General features: G+C 69.7%; 20 protein-coding genes. 12 read left to right on the top strand and 8 right to left on the bottom strand.

Translation table 11 applies throughout. The features are described 5' to 3' along the window. The first annotated feature begins 40 nt into the window (after positions 1 to 40). The 4 genes from AB0M63_RS38990 to AB0M63_RS38975 all read left to right on the top strand — a co-directional run bounded on the left by AB0M63_RS38990 (position 41) and on the right by AB0M63_RS38975 (position 5,566). A complete protein-coding gene (locus AB0M63_RS38990) occupies positions 41 to 1,969 on the top strand; it encodes a phosphatase PAP2 family protein (RefSeq protein ID WP_366022694.1) in 1,929 nt (642 codons plus the stop codon). A 92-nt stretch (positions 1,970 to 2,061) separates the two neighbouring features. Then, complete coding sequence (locus AB0M63_RS38985) at positions 2,062 to 3,786, top strand: phospholipid carrier-dependent glycosyltransferase (protein WP_366022693.1); 1,725 nt, start codon at positions 2,062 to 2,064, stop codon at positions 3,784 to 3,786. A gap of 67 nt (positions 3,787 to 3,853) precedes the next feature. After that, positions 3,854 to 4,777, top strand: a complete 924-nt coding sequence (locus AB0M63_RS38980) for a MurR/RpiR family transcriptional regulator (protein WP_355922888.1) — start codon at positions 3,854 to 3,856, stop codon at positions 4,775 to 4,777. 414 nt (positions 4,778 to 5,191) lie between these two features. Beyond that, on the top strand, positions 5,192 to 5,566 hold the full coding sequence (locus tag AB0M63_RS38975; RefSeq protein WP_019064417.1) for a hypothetical protein: 375 nt from the start codon (positions 5,192 to 5,194) through the stop codon (positions 5,564 to 5,566). A gap of 12 nt (positions 5,567 to 5,578) precedes the next feature. Here the strand turns inward: AB0M63_RS38975 and AB0M63_RS38970 are convergent, their stop codons facing one another. Further along, complete coding sequence (locus AB0M63_RS38970) at positions 5,579 to 6,220, bottom strand: peptidoglycan-binding protein (protein WP_366022692.1); 642 nt, start codon at positions 6,218 to 6,220, stop codon at positions 5,579 to 5,581. Between the two features lie 317 nt (positions 6,221 to 6,537). On the opposite strand from AB0M63_RS38970, the gene AB0M63_RS38965 reads away from it, so the two are divergent. The 3 genes from AB0M63_RS38965 to AB0M63_RS38955 all read left to right on the top strand — a co-directional run bounded on the left by AB0M63_RS38965 (position 6,538) and on the right by AB0M63_RS38955 (position 10,797). Next, complete coding sequence (locus AB0M63_RS38965; protein WP_355922930.1) at positions 6,538 to 7,221, top strand: TetR family transcriptional regulator; 684 nt, start codon at positions 6,538 to 6,540, stop codon at positions 7,219 to 7,221. A 167-nt stretch (positions 7,222 to 7,388) separates the two neighbouring features. Beyond that, positions 7,389 to 7,802: a zinc ribbon domain-containing protein gene (locus AB0M63_RS38960; RefSeq protein ID WP_366022691.1), complete on the top strand. Its 414-nt coding sequence runs from the start codon at positions 7,389 to 7,391 to the stop codon at positions 7,800 to 7,802. A gap of 208 nt (positions 7,803 to 8,010) precedes the next feature. After that, positions 8,011 to 10,797: a hypothetical protein gene (locus AB0M63_RS38955; RefSeq protein WP_366022690.1), complete on the top strand. Its 2,787-nt coding sequence runs from the start codon at positions 8,011 to 8,013 to the stop codon at positions 10,795 to 10,797. 72 nt (positions 10,798 to 10,869) lie between these two features. Here the strand turns inward: AB0M63_RS38955 and AB0M63_RS38950 are convergent, their stop codons facing one another. Genes AB0M63_RS38950 through AB0M63_RS38935 form a run of 4 tightly spaced genes read right to left on the bottom strand, consistent with a single transcriptional unit; the run spans position 10,870 to position 13,764 of the window. Continuing rightward, positions 10,870 to 11,340 carry a DUF1003 domain-containing protein gene (locus AB0M63_RS38950; RefSeq protein ID WP_355922879.1) on the bottom strand — a complete coding sequence of 157 codons (471 nt, stop codon included), beginning with the start codon at positions 11,338 to 11,340 and terminating at the stop codon, positions 10,870 to 10,872. Positions 11,341 to 11,377: 37 nt separating this feature from the next. After that, a complete protein-coding gene (locus AB0M63_RS38945; protein ID WP_355922877.1) occupies positions 11,378 to 11,764 on the bottom strand; it encodes a PPOX class F420-dependent oxidoreductase in 387 nt (128 codons plus the stop codon). A gap of 10 nt (positions 11,765 to 11,774) precedes the next feature. Beyond that, the gene (locus AB0M63_RS38940; protein WP_366022689.1) at positions 11,775 to 12,533 is read right to left on the bottom strand and encodes a type 1 glutamine amidotransferase domain-containing protein; all 759 of its coding nucleotides are present in this window, start codon (positions 12,531 to 12,533) and stop codon (positions 11,775 to 11,777) included. 52 nt (positions 12,534 to 12,585) lie between these two features. Beyond that, on the bottom strand, positions 12,586 to 13,764 hold the full coding sequence (locus AB0M63_RS38935) for an aminotransferase class I/II-fold pyridoxal phosphate-dependent enzyme (RefSeq protein WP_366022688.1): 1,179 nt from the start codon (positions 13,762 to 13,764) through the stop codon (positions 12,586 to 12,588). A 230-nt stretch (positions 13,765 to 13,994) separates the two neighbouring features. Here AB0M63_RS38935 and AB0M63_RS38930 point away from each other — a divergent pair, with 230 nt between their 5' ends. Further along, entirely contained in the window at positions 13,995 to 15,362 is a 1,368-nt protein-coding gene (locus tag AB0M63_RS38930; protein WP_355922871.1) for a S1 family peptidase, read from the top strand. A gap of 147 nt (positions 15,363 to 15,509) precedes the next feature. Here the strand turns inward: AB0M63_RS38930 and AB0M63_RS38925 are convergent, their stop codons facing one another. Together AB0M63_RS38925 and AB0M63_RS38920 are read right to left on the bottom strand one after the other, a co-directional pair. Next, positions 15,510 to 15,695, bottom strand: a complete 186-nt coding sequence (locus AB0M63_RS38925; RefSeq protein ID WP_355922869.1) for a hypothetical protein — start codon at positions 15,693 to 15,695, stop codon at positions 15,510 to 15,512. A gap of 100 nt (positions 15,696 to 15,795) precedes the next feature. Then, complete coding sequence (locus AB0M63_RS38920; RefSeq protein WP_366022687.1) at positions 15,796 to 16,953, bottom strand: ROK family transcriptional regulator; 1,158 nt, start codon at positions 16,951 to 16,953, stop codon at positions 15,796 to 15,798. Between the two features lie 171 nt (positions 16,954 to 17,124). On the opposite strand from AB0M63_RS38920, the gene AB0M63_RS38915 reads away from it, so the two are divergent. Genes AB0M63_RS38915 through AB0M63_RS38900 form a run of 4 tightly spaced genes read left to right on the top strand, consistent with a single transcriptional unit; the run spans position 17,125 to position 21,588 of the window. Further along, positions 17,125 to 18,042 (top strand): sugar ABC transporter permease, encoded by a 918-nt coding sequence (locus AB0M63_RS38915; RefSeq protein WP_355922864.1) that lies wholly within the window; start codon positions 17,125 to 17,127, stop codon positions 18,040 to 18,042. Between the two features lie 15 nt (positions 18,043 to 18,057). Further along, positions 18,058 to 19,005, top strand: coding sequence for a carbohydrate ABC transporter permease (locus tag AB0M63_RS38910; protein ID WP_366022686.1), 948 nt, complete (start codon positions 18,058 to 18,060; stop codon positions 19,003 to 19,005). Between the two features lie 10 nt (positions 19,006 to 19,015). Then, entirely contained in the window at positions 19,016 to 20,359 is a 1,344-nt protein-coding gene (locus AB0M63_RS38905; protein ID WP_366022685.1) for a sugar ABC transporter substrate-binding protein, read from the top strand. Positions 20,360 to 20,388: 29 nt separating this feature from the next. After that, positions 20,389 to 21,588, top strand: a complete 1,200-nt coding sequence (locus tag AB0M63_RS38900) for a Gfo/Idh/MocA family oxidoreductase (protein ID WP_366022684.1) — start codon at positions 20,389 to 20,391, stop codon at positions 21,586 to 21,588. Positions 21,589 to 21,620: 32 nt separating this feature from the next. Here the strand turns inward: AB0M63_RS38900 and AB0M63_RS38895 are convergent, their stop codons facing one another. Next, the gene (locus AB0M63_RS38895) at positions 21,621 to 22,316 is read right to left on the bottom strand and encodes a L,D-transpeptidase (RefSeq protein WP_355922852.1); all 696 of its coding nucleotides are present in this window, start codon (positions 22,314 to 22,316) and stop codon (positions 21,621 to 21,623) included. Positions 22,317 to 22,416 lie beyond the last annotated feature (100 nt).

Here is a 22,416-nt window from a genome sequence, read left to right as displayed (position 1 = left end):
CGCCGGTCCCGCGGCCGTAGAACTCAAGAGAGGCACCTCCATGCCGTCACCCGCCGGGCAGCGCACGAACGCCGGTCGACTCGCCGTGAACAGACGTGGTTTCCTCAAGACCTCGCTCGGCGCCTCGGCCGGTGTGGTCGCCGCGCCCACGCTGGTCACCTGGCTGACCGCCGCGGACGCCAAGGCCGCCACAGCTCCCCTCGCGTTCGTGGACGACTACAAGACGAACGTCATAGCGAACCTGACGCCCGAGACCAATGCCGTGGTCCGGGCCCTGGGCGGCATGGCCCAGGTGTGGAAGACCGGGGCGGCCTGGAACACGGGCACCCCGCTGCGGCCCGAGATCCTGCGCGCCAACATGCGGTACTGCATCGACCTCACCACCCGCCGCACCGAGGCGCAGGCCAAGGAGGCGTTCCTCTACGACCGGCAGCACCAGAGCTACGCGATGATCGCGGGCCTGGGCCCGCTGGCCGACTTGTACAAGTCGGGTGCCCTGGCGGTCACTTCGATCACCAGCGCGCCCGACGGCACACCCGCCACGAAGATCGACGACGCCGTACCCGCCGACGCCCCCGCCGGTTCCGCGCTCGGCGCCGGCTCGCACACCTCCGCGCTCGGCAAGGTGGCCGAACTGGTCGACACCGTGCGCGGCAATTACGCCTCGGGCAACCCCTCCAAGTACGCCTACCAGTACCCGCGTCCGTGGCGCATGAACGAGAAGAGCGAGGTCGTCGACACCGGCAAGGTCGACGCGCTCGGCTTCCCGGTCTACGACTCGAAGGTGATCGTCGCCCCGCAGCTCCTGCGCCAGCGCAGCACTTCGCCGGTCGACGACGGCGGCTTCCCCAGCGGCCACACCAATGCCTTCCACCTGGCGGGCCTGGCCTACGCGTACGCCGTACCGGAGCGCTTCCAGGAGCTGGTGACCCGCACCCTCGAACTGAGCCACACCCGGATCATGGCCGGCATGCACTCCACGGTCGACGTCATCGGCGGCCGCATCATGGCCACCGCCCTCGCCGCCGCCACGCTCGCCGACCCGGCCAACGCGGCCCTCAAGGCGGCGGCCCGCGCCCAGGCCCTCGCCTACTTCGAGGCGAAGACCGGTACGACGGCGGACACCCTGTACGCGTACGCGCACTCGGCCTCCACCGCGACCGACAAGTACGCGGACCGGGACGCCAACGCTCGCACGGTGAAGCCCAAGTTCACCTATGTGCTGACCCGCAGCGGCCGTGACAAGGCGCTGACCGTGCCGAAGGGCGCCGAGGTGCTCCTTGAGACCCGGCTGCCGTACCTCGACGCGGACCAGCGCCGCGAGGTGCTGCGCACCACCGCACTGCCCTCCGGCTACATCCTGCTCGACGGTTTCGAGCAGTGGGGCCGCCTCAACCTCTTCGCGGCGGCGGACGGTTACGGCTCCTTCGACTCCGATGTCACCGTCGCCCTCGACGCGGCCGCAGGGGGCTTCGGCGCGGCCGACGCCTGGCGCAACGACATCGACGGCTGCGGCGGCCTGACCAAGCAGGGCACCGGAACGCTCACGCTGGCCGGCCACAACGCGTACACCGGCGGGACCGTCCTCAAGGCCGGTGCGCTGGTCGCCGGTTCGGCGCACTCGCTGGGCCACGGTGACGTGAGTGTGCTCGGCGGCACGCTGCGGGTCTCGGAGTCCGTGCAGATCCACGGCACCTACGCCCAGCAGTCCGCCGCGCTGGAGGTCACGCTGCGCTCGGGCCACCAGCCCGCCGTCGAGGTCACGCGGCGCGCGACGCTCGGCAAGGGCAGCACGCTGTCGATCCAGTTCGACGCCGTGCACCCGCCGGTCGCGGGCTCCACGGTGCGGATCCTCGGCGCGCAGGCGCTGCGCGGCCAGTTCGACAGCATCAAGGTGAACTCGGACAAGCTGCGGGCCGTACCGGTGTATACGGCGGAAGGTCTGTCGGTACGACTCCTGAAGCGGTGACGCCCCTGGTGGCGGGAGCGATGCGACAGTAGGGCCATGACCCGGCTCCGGATCGCTCCCGCCACCGAGCGGCCGGCCTCACCGCAGGGCGGATGATGGCGCGCGAACAGCACTCGGTCCTCGACCCCGGCACCCTCGGCGACGACAGCGGGGAACCGCTGCCGCGCGCCACGGAGAGCCGGTCGGCACGCCTCCACGCCGAGCTGCGGCGCCGCAGGCGATGGCTGTTGCCCCTTCTCGTGGTGCTGCTCCTCGGACAGATGGCCGCCGTGATGATCACGACCGCCGTCCAGCAGACACCGACCATCGACGAGCCGGTGTACGTGGCCACCGCCACGGTCTATCTGCACGAGCACAGCCTCGACTACAACCCCGAGCATCCGCCGCTCGGGAAGCTGGCGATCGCCGCCGGGATCGCCCTCGCCGACCCGCACTTCGATGCCGACTACAAGGGCGACCAGGGCCAGTTGGGCCGCCATCTGCTGTACGAGTCGGGCAACCACCCCTGGCGGCTGATGTTCTGGGCCCGGCTGCCGGTGATCGTGCTGACGCTGCTGTTCGGGCTGGTCGTGTTCGCCTTCGCCCGTGAACTCGTGGGCGCCGCACGGGGGTTGGTGGCACTCGCCCTCTACGCGTTCTCACCCGATGTCATCGCGCACGGCTCACTGGCCACGCTCGACGTGCCGGAGGCCGGCTTTCTGCTGACGTCGGTATGGCTGCTGTGGCGGGCCAGACGACGCCCCCTCCTGTACGTGCCGCTCGCGGGGGCGGCGCTCGGTGCCGCCGTGGCGACGAAGATGAGCGCGCTGCCCGCCGTACCCGTGCTGATGCTCCTCGCCGTGGTGTCGGTGTGGTCCGCCCGGCGTCCGGCCGACCGCGACGCCCGACTCCGGACGCTTGCGTACGGTGCCGCGAGCGCGGCCGTGTTGGCCCTGGTGACGGTCGCCGTCGTCTGGGCGTCGTATCTCGCCGTCGATCCGCGGCTGCGGTTCACGCCCACCGAACCGGTGCCCGCCATCCACGGGTTGCGCGGACACCTGGTCCAACTCCTGCCGTTCCCAAGGGCGTTCCTCGACGGGATGCGCATCCAGTTCGGCATGGAGGACTACCCGTGGCAGGGCTTCCTGTTCGGGCACCTCTACACCGGGTCCCACTGGTACTACCTCCCCGCGGCGCTCCTGGTGAAGACACCGCTCGGCATGCTCGCGCTGTGGGCCGCGGGTGCCGTAGCCGTCGTGGCCGTACGGCGGTTGCGGCCTGCGGCGCCCTATCTGCTCGTCCCCACCGCCGTGCTGCTCGCCTCGGCCATGGACGGTTCGCGGGACTTCGGCACGCGCTACGCGATCTTCGTGCCGATGTTCCTGGCGGTGGCGGCGGCCTGTGTGCCGGCGCTGCGATGGCGGTGGGCCGCGCTGTCCACGGGGCTGCTGATGGTGTTCGTCGCGGTCAGTTCGCTGCGGACGTTCCCCTTCTATCTGCCGTACTCGAACGAGGCGTTCGGCGGTCCGTCGAAGACCTATCTGCGGCTGCACGACTCCAACGTGGACTGGGGCCAGGACCTGGGCCGCCTCGCCGACCGGCTGCGCGAGCGCTACGCGGGCGAGCGGATCTGGCTCGTCTACAAGGGCAGTGGTGTGCCGTCGTACTACGGCATCGAGTCCTCCGATCCACGCAAGGCGGGGAAGGGCGAGGTGCACGGTCTGCTGGTCGTCTCGGACACCGCGATCGACAAGGCGCAGGGAGAGTTGGCCGAGTTGATCGACAGCAGCCGTCCGATCGATCAGGTCGGTCACTCGATCACGATCTACCGTCGCTGATCACTCTCTGCCCACAACGCTCTGTGAGCTATGTTTTGTGGCTGTGGGAGACAAAGGAGGCGCATCGGTGCCATCGCCGCAGCAGGCACGCGCCCAGGCGTTCGCGATCACCTCGGGAAAGACCGACCCGGAAGTCGGGGCTGCGCCGACTTCCCAGCTCAGGGAACTCTTCGACGGGCCACGGCTGTCGCCGGGTCAGCGGCGCATCGCCCAGTACCTGATCGAGCACATCACCGAGGCCGCGTTCCTCTCCATCACCGACCTCGCGGAACGCGTGGGCGTGAGCCAGCCCTCGGTGACCCGGTTCGCCGCGGCGGTCGGCTTCAGCGGTTACCCGGCGCTACGGGAGCGGCTGCAGGCGATCGCCCTGAGCACTCTCGCGGGCGGCCCGGCGGCGGCCGAGGTGAACCGCAGCAACGAACTGCAGGCCGCGGTCGACGCCGAGATCGAGAACCTGGAGAACCTGCGCCGGGACTTCGCCGACCCCGACCGCCTGATCGACATCGGGCGCGAGTTGTCGGCGTCCACCCCGCTGACCGTTCTCGGGCTGCGCATCTCCGTCTCGCTGGCCGAGTACTTCGCGTACGCCGCACGCCGTATCCACCCCGATGTACGGCTGGTGACCCGGGGCGGCAGCGTCGCTTACGACGCGATCCTCCAGTCGCGCGAGGCGGGCGGCACCTGGCTGCTGGCGTTCGACATGCCCAGGCACGCCCACGAGACGCTCACCGCGCTCCGCGTGGCACGCAGCGCCGGCCTCAAGGTGGCCCTGGTGACCGACCTCGCGCTCGGCGCGCTCGCCGACGAGGCCGACGTCACCTTCGCCATCGGGACCGGCTCCCGCCTGGTCTTCGACTCGTACGCGGCCCCCGGCGTGATGGCCTCCGCCCTGCTCCAGGCCATGACGGACGCCGATCCCGAGCGCACCCAGGCCCGCCTGGAGGACTACGAGCAGATCGCCGAGCAGCACCAGTTCTTCATGCGGGACTGACCCGCCCCTCCCCCACCGAACACCTTCAGACGGGGACATTTCCGCCTATTTCGCGCATGAATGTTTTCATACGCCTTGCAAAGCGGACGGCATATATAAATACTGCTCACGGATCGCACCCGGCCCACTCCGGGCACGTTCCGCACCCGTGAGCCCAGCGCTCGCACCAGCCCCGAGAAAGCACCGGTCCGCCCATGCGCACGCCGCTCCACCCGCCGCGCCGGCGACACCCGTCCCCCGGGGCTCCTGCACGAACACCCTCAGCCGCCGTCCCCTACCCGCGTCGGCGCCAGGGATGTTCGGTCGGGCATCGCCTGCGCGAGCGCCCAGGGCGGCCCCGGTCATCCCCTAGACCGGGGCCGCCCCACACCGTCGACCCATCCCCCCCGACGCCGCACACCGGGAAGCGATGACATGCAACTGACCACCACGCGCATCAGCCAGGACTGGCCCTGTCAGGTCAAGACCCCGGGCAGCTACGACTGGGAGCGCTCGGCCGCCAAGTGGCTGCGCGAGCTGGTGCCGGCCCGCTACGCCAGCTACCCCGCGTTCATCCGCCACCCCGTGCTGCTCGCCCGCCATGCGCAGATCCAGGTCCAGCACGAGATCCGGGTGGCCCGCACCGCCCTGCAGACCGCGCGGGCCGACCTGCCCGGCATCGGCCTGCCCGAGTCGGTCATCGAGCACACCATCAAGCTGTACGCGGCCGAGGTCCTCCAGCTCCAGCACATCGCGCGCAGCGTACGGGCCGTGACCGAGGCACTCGTCGGGCACAGCACGGGCCGCTGACCCGCGACCCGGCTACTGACCGTCGTCGAGGGTCGTGCGTGACTCCAGGTCCTTGCGGGTGTCGTCGCCGTACACACCGTTCTCGTCGCCCCTGATGCCGTACCAGAGCTGGAAGCGGGCCACCGCCGCCGTCAGGGTCGCGTCGTACCGGCCGCTCGTGGAGCCGTTCTTGTAGACGTCGGGAATGCGCAGGAGACGCTGTTCGAGCTCCGTCACCTGGGGCCCGCTGTCCCCCTCGCGGAGGGTGCCGGCCCCGTCGGGGTCGGTCGCGGTGGCGGACGCCACCGGGGTAGGTGTGGTGACCGGCTTGGCGGTGCTCGCCTCTCCCTTGCCCGGCAGCAGGAGGGCGCAGGCGAAGCCGACCAGCGCGGCGGCACTCACCCCGACCGCGATCGCGGCCCGGCGCAGACCGGGACCGAAGACGCCGCCGCTCGGCAGCGGGGGCAACTCGCTTGATACGGGCGGCAGTTCCTGTGTGTCGGACTCGGAGCCGAAGAACGGCCGGGACACCGGCACGGACTCGAAGACCGAGGAGTCGCGGCGGACCTCCCGCAGCAGCTCCGCGAGATTGTCGGAGCGCCGGGGGCGCAGCACCCTCGCGGGTTCCAGGACCCGGCCGTCGAACGACGATCCCGGTTCGGGCGGTGTAGACACACTGCTCTCCTTCCGTTCCGCGCGCACGGATCTCCGCCATCCCCCTGGGGAGATACGCGCGCACGGCCGCAGGAGTTCACCTCACGCCCGGACGAACCAGTGCAGGGACGCCTTCGGCGTGGCGACCCGGCGGCACTCAGGTCGAGGAGGTACTCGTCGCAGTAGCGGCGCCCGCGTGACCGAATTGGCCTTATCGATCGCCTCGACCCACAGCGTCCGTATCGATCGAGGGGAACTCGGTTCCCCATCAGGAGCGCACTGAGTGCCATCCATGCCGGCCTGATGCTACGTTCCCGTCCATGAGCTCCAAGCCGCCCATGCGGGACGCCCTGGTCGCGGCCGCCTTCCAGTTGTTCCTGGAGCGGGGCTACGAACAGACCACCATCGACGACATCGTCACGCTGGCCGGGGTCGGACGGCGGTCGTTCTTCCGCTACTTCCCCTCGAAGGAGGACGTGGTCTTCCCCGACCACGAACGCTGCCTGGCCGACATGACGGCCTTCCTCTCGGTCAGCGGGGACGAACACGAGCCCGTGCAGCGGGTGTGCGACGCGGCCCGGCTCGTGCTGCGGATGTACAACGAGAACCCGACGTTCTCCGTACAGCGCTACCGCCTCACCAAGAAGGTGCCGGGGCTGCGCGCGTACGAGCTGTCGGTGGTGTGGCGCTACGAGCGCGCCCTCGCCGCCTATCTGCGCGGGCGCTTCGCCGGGCGCCCCGACGGCACCCTCCAGGCGGACGTGATCGCGGCCGCCGTGGTCGCCGCGCACAACAACGCGCTGCGTTCCTGGCTGCGTTCGGACGGACAGCGCGACGCGGTCACCGAGGTGGACCACGCCCTGGGGTACGTGCGCTCCGCGTTCGGACAGCCGGCGGCACCCGAAATCGTCGAGCAGCAACAAGAGCAACAGCCCGAGGACGTCGTGGTGGTGGTCTCCCGGCGCGGGGCCCCGATGTGGCGCGTCGTCCAGGAGATCGAGGCGGCGTTCGAGCGTGGATGAGTCGTCCAACCGCTGAGACGAACAACCTCAAGGGTACGCAGTGTCTTTACGGCTGGCACTGAGTGCCATACCCTGAGGTCGTGCACGGTGGCACGGCGAACCGCGCACATGCGTGCCCGGCCCGGCCGCGCGCGCGGGATTCCGGCCGAGCGCAGGGAGTTGACAGCGTGTACCACCACTCAGGATTCGCGACCCGTCCGGCAGGCGGCTCCCCGGCGGGCGTACTCGATCCGCACACCCCGGACGGGGACACCATCGTCTTCCAGCGCTGCACCTGGTGCGGGACCGCCATGTACCACCGGCTGTTGTGCCCGGTCTGCCAGGGCGGTGACCTGCGCACGGAACGGAGCGAGGGCACGGGCACGGTCCGCCACTCCTCGGTCGTGTACCGCAACACCCCCGCCGCCCGCAATGTGTCGCTGATCGAGATGGCCGAGGGTTTCGTGGTGCGCGGCCGGGTCATCGGCCCGCCCATCGGCATCCACAGCGGCGACCGCGTGCGGCTGTCCACGGCCAAGGACCCGGTGCGGGGCGAACCCGTCTTCCAACTCCTCGACGAGCCGTACCGCGCCTGGCACTGACGGCAGAGCCGATCGACTCGATCGGCACCGTTCGCTGAGCTGTTCCTGAACAGCCGTAGCGCGCGGCCGAGTTCGGGCCCGGTCGGTGAAGATCGACCGAATCCTCCTCCACAGGCAACCCACAGGCTCCGCTTCCCGTCCTCCGGGGCGCGAGAGGCCCCCGGGATCGACGGGGTGCCTGAGCCTGGGGTTCGAGGAGGGGAACACATTGTTCCGTGCCCGGCGAATATGGGTCACGGCCGCGGCGGTGCTCGCGGTGGCGGGAGGGGTGTCCGGGTCGGCGCAGGCGGCGCCACCGACGGAAGCCGGACCGTTCACGGCGAAGGCGGCAGCCGACAACGACGGTCTTCCACCGGGTTGGCGGATCACCGGGAAGGGCTCCGCCCAGCAGTTGGTGTGGCGTTCGGGCACGCGGGTGCCCATGGGCGACGCGCGCGTGGAGTTCCATGCCGGGGGCCGGCTCCTCGGCGTACCGAGAGCGGCGAAGGACGGACGGACGTTCCGGCTCGGCCTCGGTGCCGCGACGCCCAAGAAGCTGACGGACCTTCAAGTGCTGTCCGCAGGGCGCCGGTTGGACACCGACGACGACAGTTCCGCTTCCGGCGGCGGGCGTTCGCAGGCCGCCGCCCGGCCCACGTCCCAACTCCCGGCGGGCGCGGTCGACCCCGGCAAGCCGGGTTCGTACCGTACGACGACCGGTGAGTACACGCTCAGCTCCGTTCACCTGCCCGGGCTTCCCGAGCCGGTCGAGATGCGGGCCGTCGTGGTCGCGCCGAAGGGAGCCACCGGCAAGCGCCCGCTCGCACTCTTCCTGCACGGCCGGCACTACACCTGCTACACACCCCACACCGAGAACATCACCGGCGACTGGCCCTGCGCCGCCGGCACGAAGCCGGTCCCCAGCTATCGGGGCTATCTGCGCGACCAGCAACTCCTCGCCTCGCAGGGCTACATGACGGTGTCGATCTCCGCGAACGGCATCAACGGTCAGGACTTCAACGCCGACGACGGCGGCGCACAGGCCCGTTCGTCGCTGATCCGGCAGCACCTGGCCCGCTGGGCCGGCTGGTCCGCGCACCCGGAGACGGCCCCGCCGGTCGTCCGGAACGCACCCCGGGCCGACCTCTCCCGCGTCCTGCTGATCGGCCACTCGCGCGGTGGTGAGGGCGTCAACCGGGCCGCGATGGACAGCCTCTATCCGCCGCCGGCCGCCCAGGACGGCTATCACGGTCCCGTGCGCTGGAAGATCCGCGGCACCGTCCTCATCGGCCCGACCATCTTCGGCCAGAACCCGGTGGCCGACGTGCCGTCGGCGACGATCCTGCCCGGGTGCGACGGTGACGTCTCCGACCTCCAGGGCGAGGTCTACGTCGACGGGACGCGCGGAGTCAGCCGGGGCGCCGCCCTGCACAGCGCGGTCTATGTGGAAGGCGCCGACCACAACTTCTTCAACACCGAGTGGACGCCGGGCCAGGCCCAGGCACCCGCCGAGGACGACTTCTACAACGACCCCGACGAGCGGGACCCGGTGTGCTCGCCGGGTACCGCGACCCGGCTGACCGCCGACCAGCAGCACCAGGCCGGGTCCACCTACATCGCCACGGCGGCACGGCTGTTCGTCGCCGGGGACGACCGGGCCCGCGAACTGCTCGACGGTTCCGGCCGCCGGGTGCCCTCGGCGGATCCCGCCCGGGTCCTCACCCACGCGGTGGGTGCGAACCGGGGTGCCGGCTTCCTGCCCGACGGCCAAGTGACCGTCTCCGGCGGGCGGTTGTGCGACGCGGTGGACACCGACCCGGCCGTCGCCTGCCTGGGCGACGACAACCAGGGCAGCTCGCCGCACTTCGCACAGTGGGACGCCACGAAGGAGGTCGGCCGCCGCGCCGTAGCCCTGCGCTGGTCCACGGCCGGTTCACCGGTCACGGTGCGTCCCGCCAAGCCGCTCTCCCTCGGCGGCGCCAAGAGCCTCGCCCTGCGGGTGATCGTGCCGCCCAACACCACGGGCACCCAGCTCGACGTGACCCTGACCGACGCCTCCGGCCACCGCGCGACCCTCGGCCGGGTCCGTGTCGACGGCCTCCCCGGCACCCAGCGCACCGCCTCCTACTGGGCCCGCGAAGTCCGCGTACCGCTGACCGCCGCCGCCCACGCCGGACTCGACCTGCACCGCGTCAAGTCCCTTGAACTGACCCCGCGTTCACGCTCCGGTCAGGCCTGGCTGATGGACGCCTGGGGCTGGCGCCCCGGCACTCCGGCGGTCGGCGCGGCCCCGCTGCCGCGCGTCGACATCGGCCGACTCACCGTCAAGGAAGGGGACTCGGGCGTGAAGACATACCGTGTGCCCGTCCAGGTCTCCGGCCGGGGCAGCGGCCAGGTACGGGTCTACGTCACCGACCCGGCCACCGGCCAGGACACATCCCGACTGGTCACCGTCCGGCCCGGCGGCCACGACATCGACGTACCGGTCGAGGTGAAGGGCAACACCCGCTTCGACTACGGCGTCCAGCACGACGTGTTCGTGAAGGCGGTGCACGGCGCGGTGGTCGGCGCCCACCGGGGCGGGGTGACCACCCAGAACGACGACCCGATGCCCACGTTCACCGTCGCGCCGGTCGCCGACCGGGTCACCGAGGGACAGCCCCTGAGGTGGAAGGCGACACTGTCGACGCCGGCCGACGTGGAGCTGAACCTCGCCTTCGCCGTGCAACCGGTCACCGCCGGCCCGGAGTTGTCCACCCTGGACGTCGATCCGCAGTGGTTCAAGGAGATGTCCGGCGAGGAACCCGCGCCGGAGCGCCCCCTGTCCAAGGCGTCGGGCCTGTACATCTGGTCGACCGTCCCGGCGGGGCAGCTCGGCACGGAGATCAGCGTGCCCACGGTCACCGACCAGGTGGCCGAGCAACCCGAGTCCGTACGCTTCGTGGCCACGGACGACAACGGCGAGCCGCGCGACGGCGGACCGGAACTGACCGGCACCGTGGTGGACGCGCCGTAGCGGCCGAACGCCATACGGGGGGAAGGGGCCGCAACTGACGGGTTGCGGCCCCTTCCCCCGTCGTGCGGGTCCTCAACTCTGCTTCTGCGAACCGCCGTTCATCTTGGCGCGGTTCTCGGTGAGGAGTTCCTGGACGCGTTCTTCGATCTCGCGGGGGTCGAGACCCAGGGCGGCCCCGATGTGGGCGGACCACACCTCGGAGCGGAGGTTGGTCTCGAAGTCGAGGTCGGCCCGGACGTTCTCGCGGGCCGCCTGGCGGTTCTGGCTCACCATGACGAAGGTCGACAGGAAGATGGCCTCCAGGCTGACGATCATGGTGAGCAGTCCGTACGGATACGGGTCGAAGATCCCTGCGTGGCCGAGGAGCCCTTCGTTGAGGGCGATCCAGACGGCGAACCACAGCGCGTGGAGATAGACGAACAGCATGGTGCCCGCGAAAGCGGTGATGGCGTCGGCGACCCGGTCCTGGGTGCTGCGCATCCGGGCGAAGACGATCCGCTCCTGCCGCAGCCTCAGGTCGGCCGGGTTCAGTGCGGGGTCCACGGGTGCTCCCTGGGTTCGGTGGGCAAGGGGATCGTCGTCAGGGGGCGAGCGTCACGCGGATGCCGACGGTGCCGTCGAGCCCGCGGCGCAGGCGGCTGCCGAGGAGGGTGAGGCGGCCGGAGATGCCATACTTGCGGGCGATGAGCGTGCGGTAGTGGGCGGTGGTCTCGGCGTCGACGATCTCGGCGGTGCCGGGGACCTGGCTGCCGGTCGGGTTGCCGCGCAGGTCGCAGGGGCCCACGAGGACGTCGGCGCGGGCCCGGATGCGCTTCACCTTCCAGGAGTCCGCGACCGTCCAGACGCCGAGGGTCTCGCCGTCGCGGACCACCCACACCGGGGTGGCGACCGGGGTGCCGTTCTTGCGGTAGCTGGTGATCAGCAGGTACTGGCCTGCACCGAGCCGGTCCAGCGGGGTCTCGTCCATGGTCGGCAGTCTAAGCACCGGCAGAGGTCCGCAGGAGGTCGAGATACCGGCGGGCGAAAAGGTACGCGTCCCCGGGCCAGCGCGCCGACAGGTAGCCGCCGTCCTGCACGACGAAGGCATGGGTGTCGTCGCTCGCGGTGCCGCGCCGGGTGAGCTCCCTGGGGCCGCGTTCGAACTGGGTTCCCGGGTCGTCGAGGGCGCCCCGCACCTCGTCCTCCACATAGGCGGGGTAGGTGCGGTAGTAGCGGCCGAGGCGCCAGGCGGTGGTCAAGTAGGCGGTACGTTCCATGTACTTGGGCAGACAGGTCGTACGGCGTCCGGCGAGAACACTGCGGCCGCTGTCCGGGTCCTGGGTCCGGGCCAGGACGAGGACACCGTGACAGATGGCGCCGACCGGACGCCCCAGCTCCCAGAACTCCCCCACTTTGGCCCGCAGTTGGGCGGAGCCCAGGTACTGACGCATACCGGGCGCGTGGCCGCCCGGCAGGAGAAGCCCGTCGAAGGCGGGCACATCCACATCCGCCCAGGCGACCGTGGCGCCGAACTCCGGTGCGGAGGTGAGCTGTTGATAGAACCCCTTGGGTTCGTCCTCGGCACCGAGCTGTCCGAGGAGGACGCCGGTCAGCAGCCGAGGATCCGCCGCCGGCCGCGTCCCGGCACGCTCGGTGGCGAACACGACCTCATGCCCGGCGTCGACGAGCAGCCGCCAGGGCACGGCGACCTCGGTGACATCGAAGTCGCGGTCGGGGACCGGCATCAGCACGCGCATGGGGTCATCATGGCAGCCGATTCGGGTGTTCATGACAGCACGGCCGAGCGGCTCACTCGGTCGCCGGCGCCATCCGCCGCACCGCCTCCGTAATCACCTCCGGAGACGTCGCCAGATTGAGTCGTACATGTCCAGCACCCCCAGTGCGAAAGCCGACCCCAGGAGTCAGCGCAACCCGCCCTCGCCGCAAGAACACATCCCCCGGATCGTCCCCGAGGCCAAGGGCCCGGCAGTCAAGCCACGCAAGGTACGTGGCCTCCCCGGGCCGGTACACGACCTCAGACAGGTGTTCGGACAGCAGGTCGCTCAGTAGGCGGCGGTTGTCGTCGAGCCCCGCCAGGAGGGCGTCCAACCAGGCCATGCCATCGCGGAGGGCGGCGGTGTGGGCGATGACGCCGACGTGGCTCGGGCCGTGGCTGACCTCCTCGGGGAGGCGGGCCAGGTCGGTGGCGGACGCGGGGCCGGCGATGGCGAGGGCGGCCTTGAGGCCGGCCAGGTTCCAGGCCTTTGACGCCGACATCAGGGACAGGCCGTTCTCCGCGCCCCGCACGCTCAGATAGGGGATGAAGGTCGTGCCGCCGGCGACTACCGGGGCGTGGATCTCGTCCGCGACGACCCGTACGCCGTAGCGCTCGGCGAGGGCGGCGACGGCGGCCAGTTCGTCGGCGGTGTGCACGGTGCCGGTCGGGTTGTGCGGGCTGCACAGCAGATACGCGGCCCGCCGCCCGCCCTCGACAGCGCGCCGGAACGCGTCCTCCAGGACGTCGAGGTCGATACGGAGATCCGCCCCGAGCGGGGCCTCCACCACCTCCCGGTCCATGTGCTCCACGAACTGGAAGAACGGCGGGTACACGGGCGGGTTCACCACCACCCGATCCCCGGGTCCGGTCACCAGCCGGAGCATCTCCACGACACCCAGCATGACGTCCGGCACGATCCGGGTGCGGTCCACCGCGAGCCCGTCCCAGCCCCACCGCTTCGCGGCGAACGCGGCCAGCGCCTCGGCGTAGGCCGTACCCGCGGGATAGCCGGTGTCCCCGAGCGCGAGCGCGTCCGTGACCGCGCGGAGCACGGGTTCGGCGAGCGGCACGTCCATCTCGGCCACCCACACGGGCAGCACGTCCTCGGGGTAGGTCCGCCACTTCATGCTCGTACGACATCGCAGCCGGTCGAGGCTGAGCACGCGCAGGGGGTTCGGTTCACCGGACGTGGACTGCGGGTTGCTGGTCATGGGACTCAAGATAGGAGGGTCGCTGCCTGTGCGCGACGGGGCCGACGAGGTCCCGGCGGGCGCCGCCCACGCCAACTCAGCTGCTCGGACGGCCTGTTGACCGGGAGAGCCGAAGCCGACGTTCCATTCGGTGAACAGGACGGCGTCGGGCCACGTATGGAGGAAGGGCACTCAACGACCGGAGAGCCCCGCGGTGTCGTCACCGCACGTTCGGGGTTCGGGAGCCATGCATGAGGCACGCACGACGACGGGTCGTCCGGCGAGTGACACGGTTGGCGGCCGTCGGCGGACTCCTGCTGGGAGGTGCCATGGTCACCCAGGCGGCCATGGCCAGCGATTCCTCCGGCACGTCCGCCGCCACACTCAGCGCGCCACAGACCCCCGCGGACAAGGGCGCTGCCATGGTGGCGAAGCTCGGTTCGGCTCGTACGGCGGGCAGTTGGGTCGACTCCGGCGGCCGTACGGTCGTCGCGGTGACCGACGAGAAGACGGCGGCCGAGGTGACGAAGGCGGGCGCCGAGGCGAAGGTCGTGCGGTACAGCATGAACGAGCTGAAGTCGGCCGCCGGCACGCTGAGTTCGGCGCCCAAGGTACCGGGCACCGCGTGGGCGATGGACTATCGGAACAACAGGGTGCTGGTGGAGGCCGACAGCAGCGTCTCCGCCGCCGGCTGGACCGCGATGTCGAAGGTCGCGACGACTATCGGCGCCTCTGTCGAAATGCAGCGCACGCAGGGCAAGTTCACCACCCGGATCAACGGGGCGCAGCCGATCCTGTCGACCGGTGGCCGCTGTTCGGCGGGTTTCAACGTCACCAACGGCCAGAGCGACTTCATCCTCACGGCCGGGCACTGCGGGCCGGTCGGGTCGATCTGGTTCGCCGACAACCAGGGCGACCAGCAGTTGGGCAAGACGGTTTCCGACAACTTCCCCGGCAGCGACTTCTCGTTGGTGCAGTACGCGAGCGGTTCGGCGGGCGACGGTGCGGACGTCGTCGCGATCGGCAACGGCAGCGGGGTGACGATCACCGGCCTGGCCGACGCGGCCGTAGGTCAGAAGGTGTTCCGCAGTGGCAGCACCAGCGGGCTGCACGACGGTGAGGTGACCGCGCTCGACGCGACCGTGAACTACCCCGAGGGCACGGTCACCGGTCTCATCCAGACCACGGTGTGTGCCGAACCGGGCGACAGCGGCGGCCCGTTGTTCGCCAACGGCATCGCGCTGGGCGTGACGTCGGGCGGCAGCGGCGACTGCACGGCGGGCGGTACGACGTTCTTCCAGCCGCTGACCAAGGCGCTGTCCGCGCTGAACGTGAAGCTGCTGGTGGCGCCGAAGACGGCCGCCTCGCCCGCTCCGTCCGCCTCGGCCGCGGGCAGCGCACCGGCCGCCGGTGCGGCTACGCCCGGGACCTCGGCGCCCGCGACGAACACCACGGCGGGGACGACGACACTGGCGTCGCGGCTCACGGACCCGAAGAACGTGGGTCCCGGGCTGCTGGTCATCGCGGGCAGTCTGATCGCGCTGGTGGCGACTCGCTGGATCCGCGCGGAACAGGACCGCAAGGCCTTCCAGCGGCACTATTCGGCGATGTGGGGCTGATCACTCGAGAGAGTTCGAGTTCGGATTGACGGTCGACGGACTCAAGGAGCTCGACGGGGGGCTCGGCTCGACCGGCTGGGCCGAGGGTCATGAGGAGGGCCGGGCGGCGACGGGACCGACGACACTGTGTCGCCCGGGCGGCGGCTCTCAGGCCGCCGTGGCCGACTGCGGAGCTGCGGCGGCCCACTCCATGACGAGCTGCCTGTACTCCTCGCGCTGTTCGACGCTCAGTGTCCCGCCCGACCGGAGCCACAGGGCCCTGATCTCCTCGTTGACCTCGGCTGCCGATCGCTCGGTGGCTGATTCAACACTGGTGGACATGGTGTGAAGCATACGGCGCGACAGGTGAAGGCGATGTGAGTAATCACGAGCTAAACGGACATATCGGACCGTGTTACTGATCACGTCCATCTGTCAAGCCCCGTAACGCATTTCACACCTCAACCACACCCAACACCAGCACCTGGATCGCCAACACCGCCGCTCCACGCGCCCAGTCGTGGAAGTCGGACACCTTCGTCTCGACGTCCAGCGGGACGGCCAGCGGATGCCGGCGGGCGCGCAGTGTGTCGTCCACCACCTTGCCGGCCACGTCCATCAGGCCGACGCCCTCGCCGGCGAGCAGGATCTTCTGCGGCAGCACGAAGTTGGCGATCTGGGCGACCAACGCGCCCAGCGCACGGGCGGCTTCGTCGATGACCCGGGAGGCCATGGGCTCGCCCGCGGCGGCCTGGGCGAGGATCTCCTCGTACGTCAGATCCCGGCCGGTGGCGGCCCGGATCTGGTAGCGGATGCTGGGGATGCTCAACAGCGAGACGGCGCTGCCGCGTTCACCGATCGGTGTGAGCGGCCCGTGCGGGTCCAGGATCCAGTGGCGCCCGAACTCACGGTCCTCCTCGGCATACTGCACCCGCTTGCCGCCGAGGACGAGGCCGTAGCCGATGCCCGCGCCGATGGTGAGGACGACGAAGCGGTCGAGGCCGCGTCCGGCGCCGAACCAGGTCTCGGCCTCGACGAGGGCGGCGACGTCGTTCTCGACGACGACGGGCAACCCGGTGCGCTCCTCGACGAGTTCGGCCAGCGGGACGTCGCTCCACTGCAGGAAGGGCGACTCCCCCACCACGGCACGGTCCTGGACGAGACCGCCGACTCCGATGCCTATGCCGGTGAGCGTGGGGAAGCGGGCGGTGAGTTCGGCGGTCATCGCGGCGAGCAGGTCGGCCACTTCGTCGGGCTCGTGGGTGGTGAGCGGCCGGTCCAGACGGGCGACGATCTCGCTCCTGAGGGTGGTGACGACGCCGTAGACCATGTCGTCGGTGACCTTGAAGCCGAGGAACGTACGGGACTCGGCGACCACATCGAGCGGTTGGGAGGGCCGGCCCTGGCGCACCTCGGCCGGGCCGCCGTCGGGGACCTCGACCAGCAGGCCGGATTCGATCAGCGGCTTGGTGAGGCGGGTGAGGCTGCCCGCCGAGAGGTCGAGCCGCCGCGCGAGGTCGGTGCGCGAGAGCGGGCCGTGGACGAGCACCTCGATCGCCACGGAGCGTTCACCGGGGCTCAGCGGCTGCCAACTGGCGGCACGTGTGGTCATGAGCGTCAGACTCCCATACACGCTATTTATTTCATCATGGAAGCAACACCGTCAGTCTACGACCAGAAACGCACACAGAAAAGGTTTCTGCACGACTCTTGACGCCTGGATTCTTTCGCAGCAAAAGTAAGTGGCCCGAGGATGAGCCGCCACGGACAAGGGAGTCTCCAGATGACCATCGCTGCCAGCAGTCCCCCGACCCGCCCACCGCGGGCCCGTGAAGGCGAGGGCGACGGCCGGCTGGCGGCGGTCTTCATCGCCCCGGCCCTGCTGGGCTTCCTGGTCTTCCTGCTCTGGCCGACTTTGCGGGGCATCTATCTGAGCTTCACCCGCTTCAACCTGCTGACGCCGGCGAAGTGGGTGGGCCTCGACAACTACGACCGGATGGTCCACGACCCGATCTTCTGGTCCTCGTTGAAGGTCACCGTCGAGTACGTGATCATCAACATCGGCGTTCAGACGGTAGCGGCCCTCGCCATCGCCGTCCTGCTCCAACGGCTCACCCAGTCCGCCCTGTTGCGCGGGATCGTGCTGACGCCGTACCTGATGTCGAACGTCGTGGCCGGCATCGTCTGGCTGTGGATCCTCGACACCCAGCTCGGCATCGGCAACCAGATCATCGGGGGCCTCGGCTTCGACCACATCCCCTTCCTCGCCGACAAGACCTGGGCGATCCCGACGATCGCCCTGATCAACGTGTGGCGGCACGTCGGCTACACCGCGCTGCTGCTGTTCGCCGGGCTCCAGGCCATCCCGAACGACATGTACGAGGCCGCGAAGGTGGACGGCGCGAGCGAGTGGCGCATGTTCTGGCGGATCACGATGCCGCTGCTGCGGCCGGTGCTGGCGGTCGTGCTGATCATGACGGTGATCGGTTCGTTCCAGGTGTTCGACACGGTCGCGGTGACCACCGCGGGCGGACCGGCGAACGCGACGAACGTCCTCCAGTACTACATCTACGGCTCCGCCTTCGGGCGCTTCCAGTTCGGCTACGCGTCCGCGATGTCCGTGGCCCTGCTGATCGTGCTGAGCGCGATCACCATCCTCCAGTACCGGCTCACCCGCGCCGGCCAGACCGACCTCGGCTGAGCGGAAGGAGTCGACATGGCCACCCTGACCACCACACCCGACACACCCACCACGCCGATCCGACAGGCGACCGTACGGCCGCCCCGGCGCCGGCTCTCCGTCGGCAAGGTCGCCGCCTGGGCCGCGATGACCGCGATCATGCTGATCACCCTGCTGCCCTTCTTCTGGATCCTGCGCACCGCGCTCTCCACCAACACCGGCCTCGCCGCCCACCCCTCGGACCCGCTGCCGGTCGACTTCACCACCGGCGGTTTCGAGCGGGCCCTCGGTCTCCAGTCGACCAAGGAGGCCATCGCACAAGGCGGTTCGGGCGGCGGCCTCACGTTCTGGCGCTATCTGCTCAACTCGGTGATCGTCTCGACGATGGTCACCGTCTGCCAGGTGTTCTTCTCCGCCATGGCCGCCTACGCCTTCGCCCGGCTCCGCTGGCGCGGCCGGGACCGGATGTTCGGGCTGTTCCTGGCCGGGCTGATGGTGCCGGCCATCTTCACCCTGCTGCCGAACTTCGTCCTCATCAAGCAACTCGGCCTGGTGGACACCCTGTTGGGGATCGCGCTGCCGACGATGTTCATGACGCCGTTCGCGGTGTTCTTCCTCCGGCAGTTCTTCATGAACGTCCCGCGCGAGGTCGAGGAGGCGGCGCTCCTCGACGGCGCGGGCAAGGTCCGCGTCTTCTTCCGGGTCCTGCTGCCGATGGCGTCCACGCCGATCCTGACGCTGGGCGTGCTGACGTACATCACGTCCTGGAACGACTACTTCTGGCCGCTGATGGTGTCCTACAGCGACAGTTCCCGCGTGCTGTCGGTGGCGCTGGCCATCTTCCGCTCGCAGACCCCGCAGACCGGCTACGACTGGTCGGGCCTGATGGCGGCGACCCTCATCGCCGCGCTCCCGATGCTCGTCCTCTTCGGAGTGTTCGCGCGTCGCATCGTCAGTTCCATCAGCTTCACCGGAATCAAGTAAGGGGCAGGGCATGCGATTTCGTACGGTCATGGCACTGACCGGGGCGCTCGCGCTCTCCCTGACGGCGGGCTGCGCCAAAGGCGACTCCGTCGGGTCGGCCTCGAACACGGTGACGTACTGGCTGTGGGACTCCAACCAACTCCCCGCCTACCAGGCCTGCGCGAAGGGCTTCGAGCAGCAGAACCCCGGACTCAAGGTGAAGATCACCCAGTTGGGCTGGGCCGACTACTGGACCAAGCTCACTGCGAGCTTCATCGCGGGCACCCAGCCGGACGTGTTCACCGACCACATCCAGAAGTTCGGCCAGTTCGCCGACCTCAAGGTGCTGGAGCCGCTCGACGATCTCGGCATCAGCGACGCCGCCTACCAGCCGGGGCTGGCCGCCAACTGGGTGGGCCAGGACGGCCATCGCTACGGCGCTCCGAAGGACTGGGACACGGTCGCCCTCTTCTACAACCAGAAGATGACCAAGTCGGCCGGCCTGAGCGCCGATCAGCTCAACAGCCTGTCCTGGAACCCTGAGGACGGCGGCACCTTCGAGAAGGCCATCGCCCACCTCACGATCGACCGGAACGGTAAGCGCGGCGACGAACCCGGCTTCGACAAGCACCACGTCAAGACGTACGGCCTCGCCAGCGGCGGCGCGGGCGACGCCGACGGCCAGACGACCTGGAGTCCCTTCACCGGCTCGGCCGGCTGGAACTACACGGACAAGAAGCGCTGGGGCACCGAGTACCAGTACGACAGCAAGACCTTCCAGTCCGTGATCAAGTGGTACTTCGGTCTGGCGAAGAAGGGCTATCTCGCGCCGTACACGGACTACAGCGACGGCGCCAACCCCGCCAACGCGCAGATCGCCGCGGGCAAGGCGGCCACCGCCTTCGACGGAGCGTGGATGATCTCCACGTACTACGGCGCCAAGGGCGTCAAGGTCGGCACGGCGTACACGCCGACCGGTCCGAGCGGTGACCGGGCGACCATGATGAACGGTCTCGCCGACTCGATCACCAAGAACGCGCACAACAAGGCCGGCGCAGAGAAGTGGGTCGAGTACCTCTCCTCCGACGCCTGCCAGAAGACGGTCGGCGGATACGGAATCGTGTTCCCCGCGACCCCCGACGGCACGAACACCGCCGTCGCCGCCTACAAGAAGAAGGGCATCGACGTCACTGCCTTCACCAGGCCGGTCGTCGACAAGAAGGACTTCACCACCTTCTCGTACCCGATCACCAACTACGCGGCGGACGTCTACGCGTTGATGCACCCCGCCATGCAGGACATCTACGCCAACGGCGCACCGGTCAGCGGACTGGGTAAGACCAACAAGCAGATCAACTTCATCCTCGGTCAGTGAAATCCTCGGTCAGTTAAGGACACGCACCTATGACGTTCTCCCTCGGCATCGTCGGAGCAGGCCAGTTCTCCGGCCAGTTCGCCAGACTGTTCCAGGCCCACCCGGGCGTGAGCGAGGTCTACGTGACCGACCTTCTGCCGGAGCGGGCGGAGCAACTGGCCGCCGCCGAAGGGCTGGCGGGCACCTTCCCCTCGTACGAAGCGATGCTGGAGTCGAAGGCCGTCGACGCCGTCGCGATCTTCACCCAGCGCTGGACGCACGGCCCCCTGGTCCTCCAGGGGCTCGGCGCCGGCAAGCACGTGTACTCCGCGGTCCCCATGGCGATCAGCACGGAGGAGATCGCGGCGATCATCGACGCGGTCCGGGCGACCGGACTGACGTACATGATGGGCGAGACCAGCCAGTACAACCCGGCGACCGTGCACGCCCGCAACCAGATCGCGGAGGGCGCCTTCGGGCGGATCTTCTACGCCGAGGGCGACTACGTCCACGACATGGACCTGGGGTTCTACGAGGCGTACCAGTACAGCGGTGGCGAGGACTGGAAGGCGACCGCCAGCTATCCGCCGCTGCTGTACCCGACGCACTCGGTGGGCGGGGTGCTGGGCGCCTGGCAGACACACGCGGTGAGTGTGTCCGCGATCGGTGTCGTGGACGAGCGCGGGGACGGTGTCTTCGACAAGGAGGTCAGCCAGTTCGGCAACGACTTCTCCAACGCGACCGCGCTGTTCGAGGTGGCGGGCGGCGGTTCGTTCCGTACGAACGAGTTCCGGCGGGTGGGCTATCCCTCGCAGATCCGGGAGTCGCGTTTCCGGTTCTTCGGCACCGACGCCAGCATGGAACAGCTCGCCACGGTGGCCTTCTGGCAGGACAAGAAGGGCGTGAAGGACATCAGCGAACTGCTGGAGCCCAAGCCCACCATGTCTCCTGACGATCCGTCACTTCAGCACATCGCGCCGGACCTTCGGGCCGCCTTCACCTCCGGCTCGGCGCCGGTGCACGACCGGTCGCGGCTGCCGCGGGAGTTCGAGAACCTGCACAACGGCCACGAGGGCAGCCATCACTTCCTGGCGGACGACTTCGTGACCGCGGTCAACTCCCGTACGCTGCCGCCGGTGAACGCGTGGGTGGCGGCCCGCTACACCCTGCCGGGCATCGTCGCGCACGACTCGGCACGGCAGGGCGGGGCGAGGCTGGAGATCCCGGACTTCGGGGACGCGCCCGCGTAACGGCCTTGGTAAGCAGGCCGGGTGACTGTCTGTCAGGTGCCCGGCTTGCGGCCGTAGACGAAGACGTCGTCGCCGTTCTTCAGCAGCGACCAGTACTTCTTGGCGGTGGCCGGGGTCATGTTGACGCAGCCGTGCGAGCCGGGCGGGTTCCACATGCTGAGGTTGACCGAGTGGAAGGCCTGGCCGCCGTCGAAGAACTGGCTGTAGGGCATCGGCACGTTGTAGATGTTCGAGACGTGGTCGATGTCCCGCCAGTAGATCTTCTTCAGCCCGGTGCGGGTCTCGTAGCCGTTGCGGCCGGTGCGTACCGGGACCGGGCCGTACACGAGCCGGCTGCCGTCCTGGATCCAACTGATCTGGAGGGTGAGGTTGACGCAGGCGATACGGCCCTTGTTCGTCGGGCACTTGCCGGCCGCGTTGGGCTTGTTGCCCACGGCCTTCTGCTTGTTCATGAGGTCCATCACGCCCCAGGTGACGGACCCGGCGTAGCCGATGTTCGGCGTGATGCCGTGCTTGGTCTGGAAGGCCCGGATGGCCTTGCAGTCGGCGGCGGACTGCTTCCCGTCGACCGGCCGGCCGAGGAACTTCTCGACCTGCTTCTGGTACGGCCCCGCCTGCGTCGTGCAGCTCGCCGCCTGCGCCGGTGTGCTGCCGAGCGCGAGCGTGAGCGGTGCCACCAGTCCGGTGACGCCGAGCACCACGGCACCTCGTCTGCGTATGTCCCCCATGTCGGACCCTCCCCCTTTGCCGGAACCACGATCTCTGCCAGCTAGACCGGCGCCCGGGCGACAGGGTTGTGGCCCGGGCCGGACCGCGACGAAATGGTGA

Origin of the sequence: Streptomyces sp. NPDC051576 (assembly GCF_040681835.1) — a bacterium.
Taxonomy (GTDB): Bacteria; Actinomycetota; Actinomycetes; order Streptomycetales; family Streptomycetaceae; genus Streptomyces.
This window is presented reverse-complemented; position numbering and strand designations above follow the sequence as displayed.

What these genes read in the sequence shown, in the direction of transcription:
- AB0M63_RS38930 (WP_355922871.1), top strand. Translation starts at nt 13,995, where the DNA reads ATGAGGCACGCACGACGACGGGTCGTCCGGCGAGTGACACGGTTGGCG.
- AB0M63_RS38925 (WP_355922869.1), bottom strand. Translation starts at nt 15,695, where the DNA reads ATGCTTCACACCATGTCCACCAGTGTTGAATCAGCCACCGAGCGATCG.
- AB0M63_RS38975 (WP_019064417.1), top strand. Translation starts at nt 5,192, where the DNA reads ATGCAACTGACCACCACGCGCATCAGCCAGGACTGGCCCTGTCAGGTC.
- AB0M63_RS38965 (WP_355922930.1), top strand. Translation starts at nt 6,538, where the DNA reads ATGCGGGACGCCCTGGTCGCGGCCGCCTTCCAGTTGTTCCTGGAGCGG.
- AB0M63_RS38940 (WP_366022689.1), bottom strand. Translation starts at nt 12,533, where the DNA reads ATGCGCGTGCTGATGCCGGTCCCCGACCGCGACTTCGATGTCACCGAG.
- AB0M63_RS38945 (WP_355922877.1), bottom strand. Translation starts at nt 11,764, where the DNA reads ATGGACGAGACCCCGCTGGACCGGCTCGGTGCAGGCCAGTACCTGCTG.
- AB0M63_RS38920 (WP_366022687.1), bottom strand. Translation starts at nt 16,953, where the DNA reads ATGACCACACGTGCCGCCAGTTGGCAGCCGCTGAGCCCCGGTGAACGC.
- AB0M63_RS38910 (WP_366022686.1), top strand. Translation starts at nt 18,058, where the DNA reads ATGGCCACCCTGACCACCACACCCGACACACCCACCACGCCGATCCGA.
- AB0M63_RS38905 (WP_366022685.1), top strand. Translation starts at nt 19,016, where the DNA reads ATGCGATTTCGTACGGTCATGGCACTGACCGGGGCGCTCGCGCTCTCC.
- AB0M63_RS38935 (WP_366022688.1), bottom strand. Translation starts at nt 13,764, where the DNA reads ATGACCAGCAACCCGCAGTCCACGTCCGGTGAACCGAACCCCCTGCGC.
- AB0M63_RS38985 (WP_366022693.1), top strand. Translation starts at nt 2,062, where the DNA reads ATGATGGCGCGCGAACAGCACTCGGTCCTCGACCCCGGCACCCTCGGC.
- AB0M63_RS38990 (WP_366022694.1), top strand. Translation starts at nt 41, where the DNA reads ATGCCGTCACCCGCCGGGCAGCGCACGAACGCCGGTCGACTCGCCGTG.
- AB0M63_RS38900 (WP_366022684.1), top strand. Translation starts at nt 20,389, where the DNA reads ATGACGTTCTCCCTCGGCATCGTCGGAGCAGGCCAGTTCTCCGGCCAG.
- AB0M63_RS38895 (WP_355922852.1), bottom strand. Translation starts at nt 22,316, where the DNA reads ATGGGGGACATACGCAGACGAGGTGCCGTGGTGCTCGGCGTCACCGGA.
- AB0M63_RS38915 (WP_355922864.1), top strand. Translation starts at nt 17,125, where the DNA reads ATGACCATCGCTGCCAGCAGTCCCCCGACCCGCCCACCGCGGGCCCGT.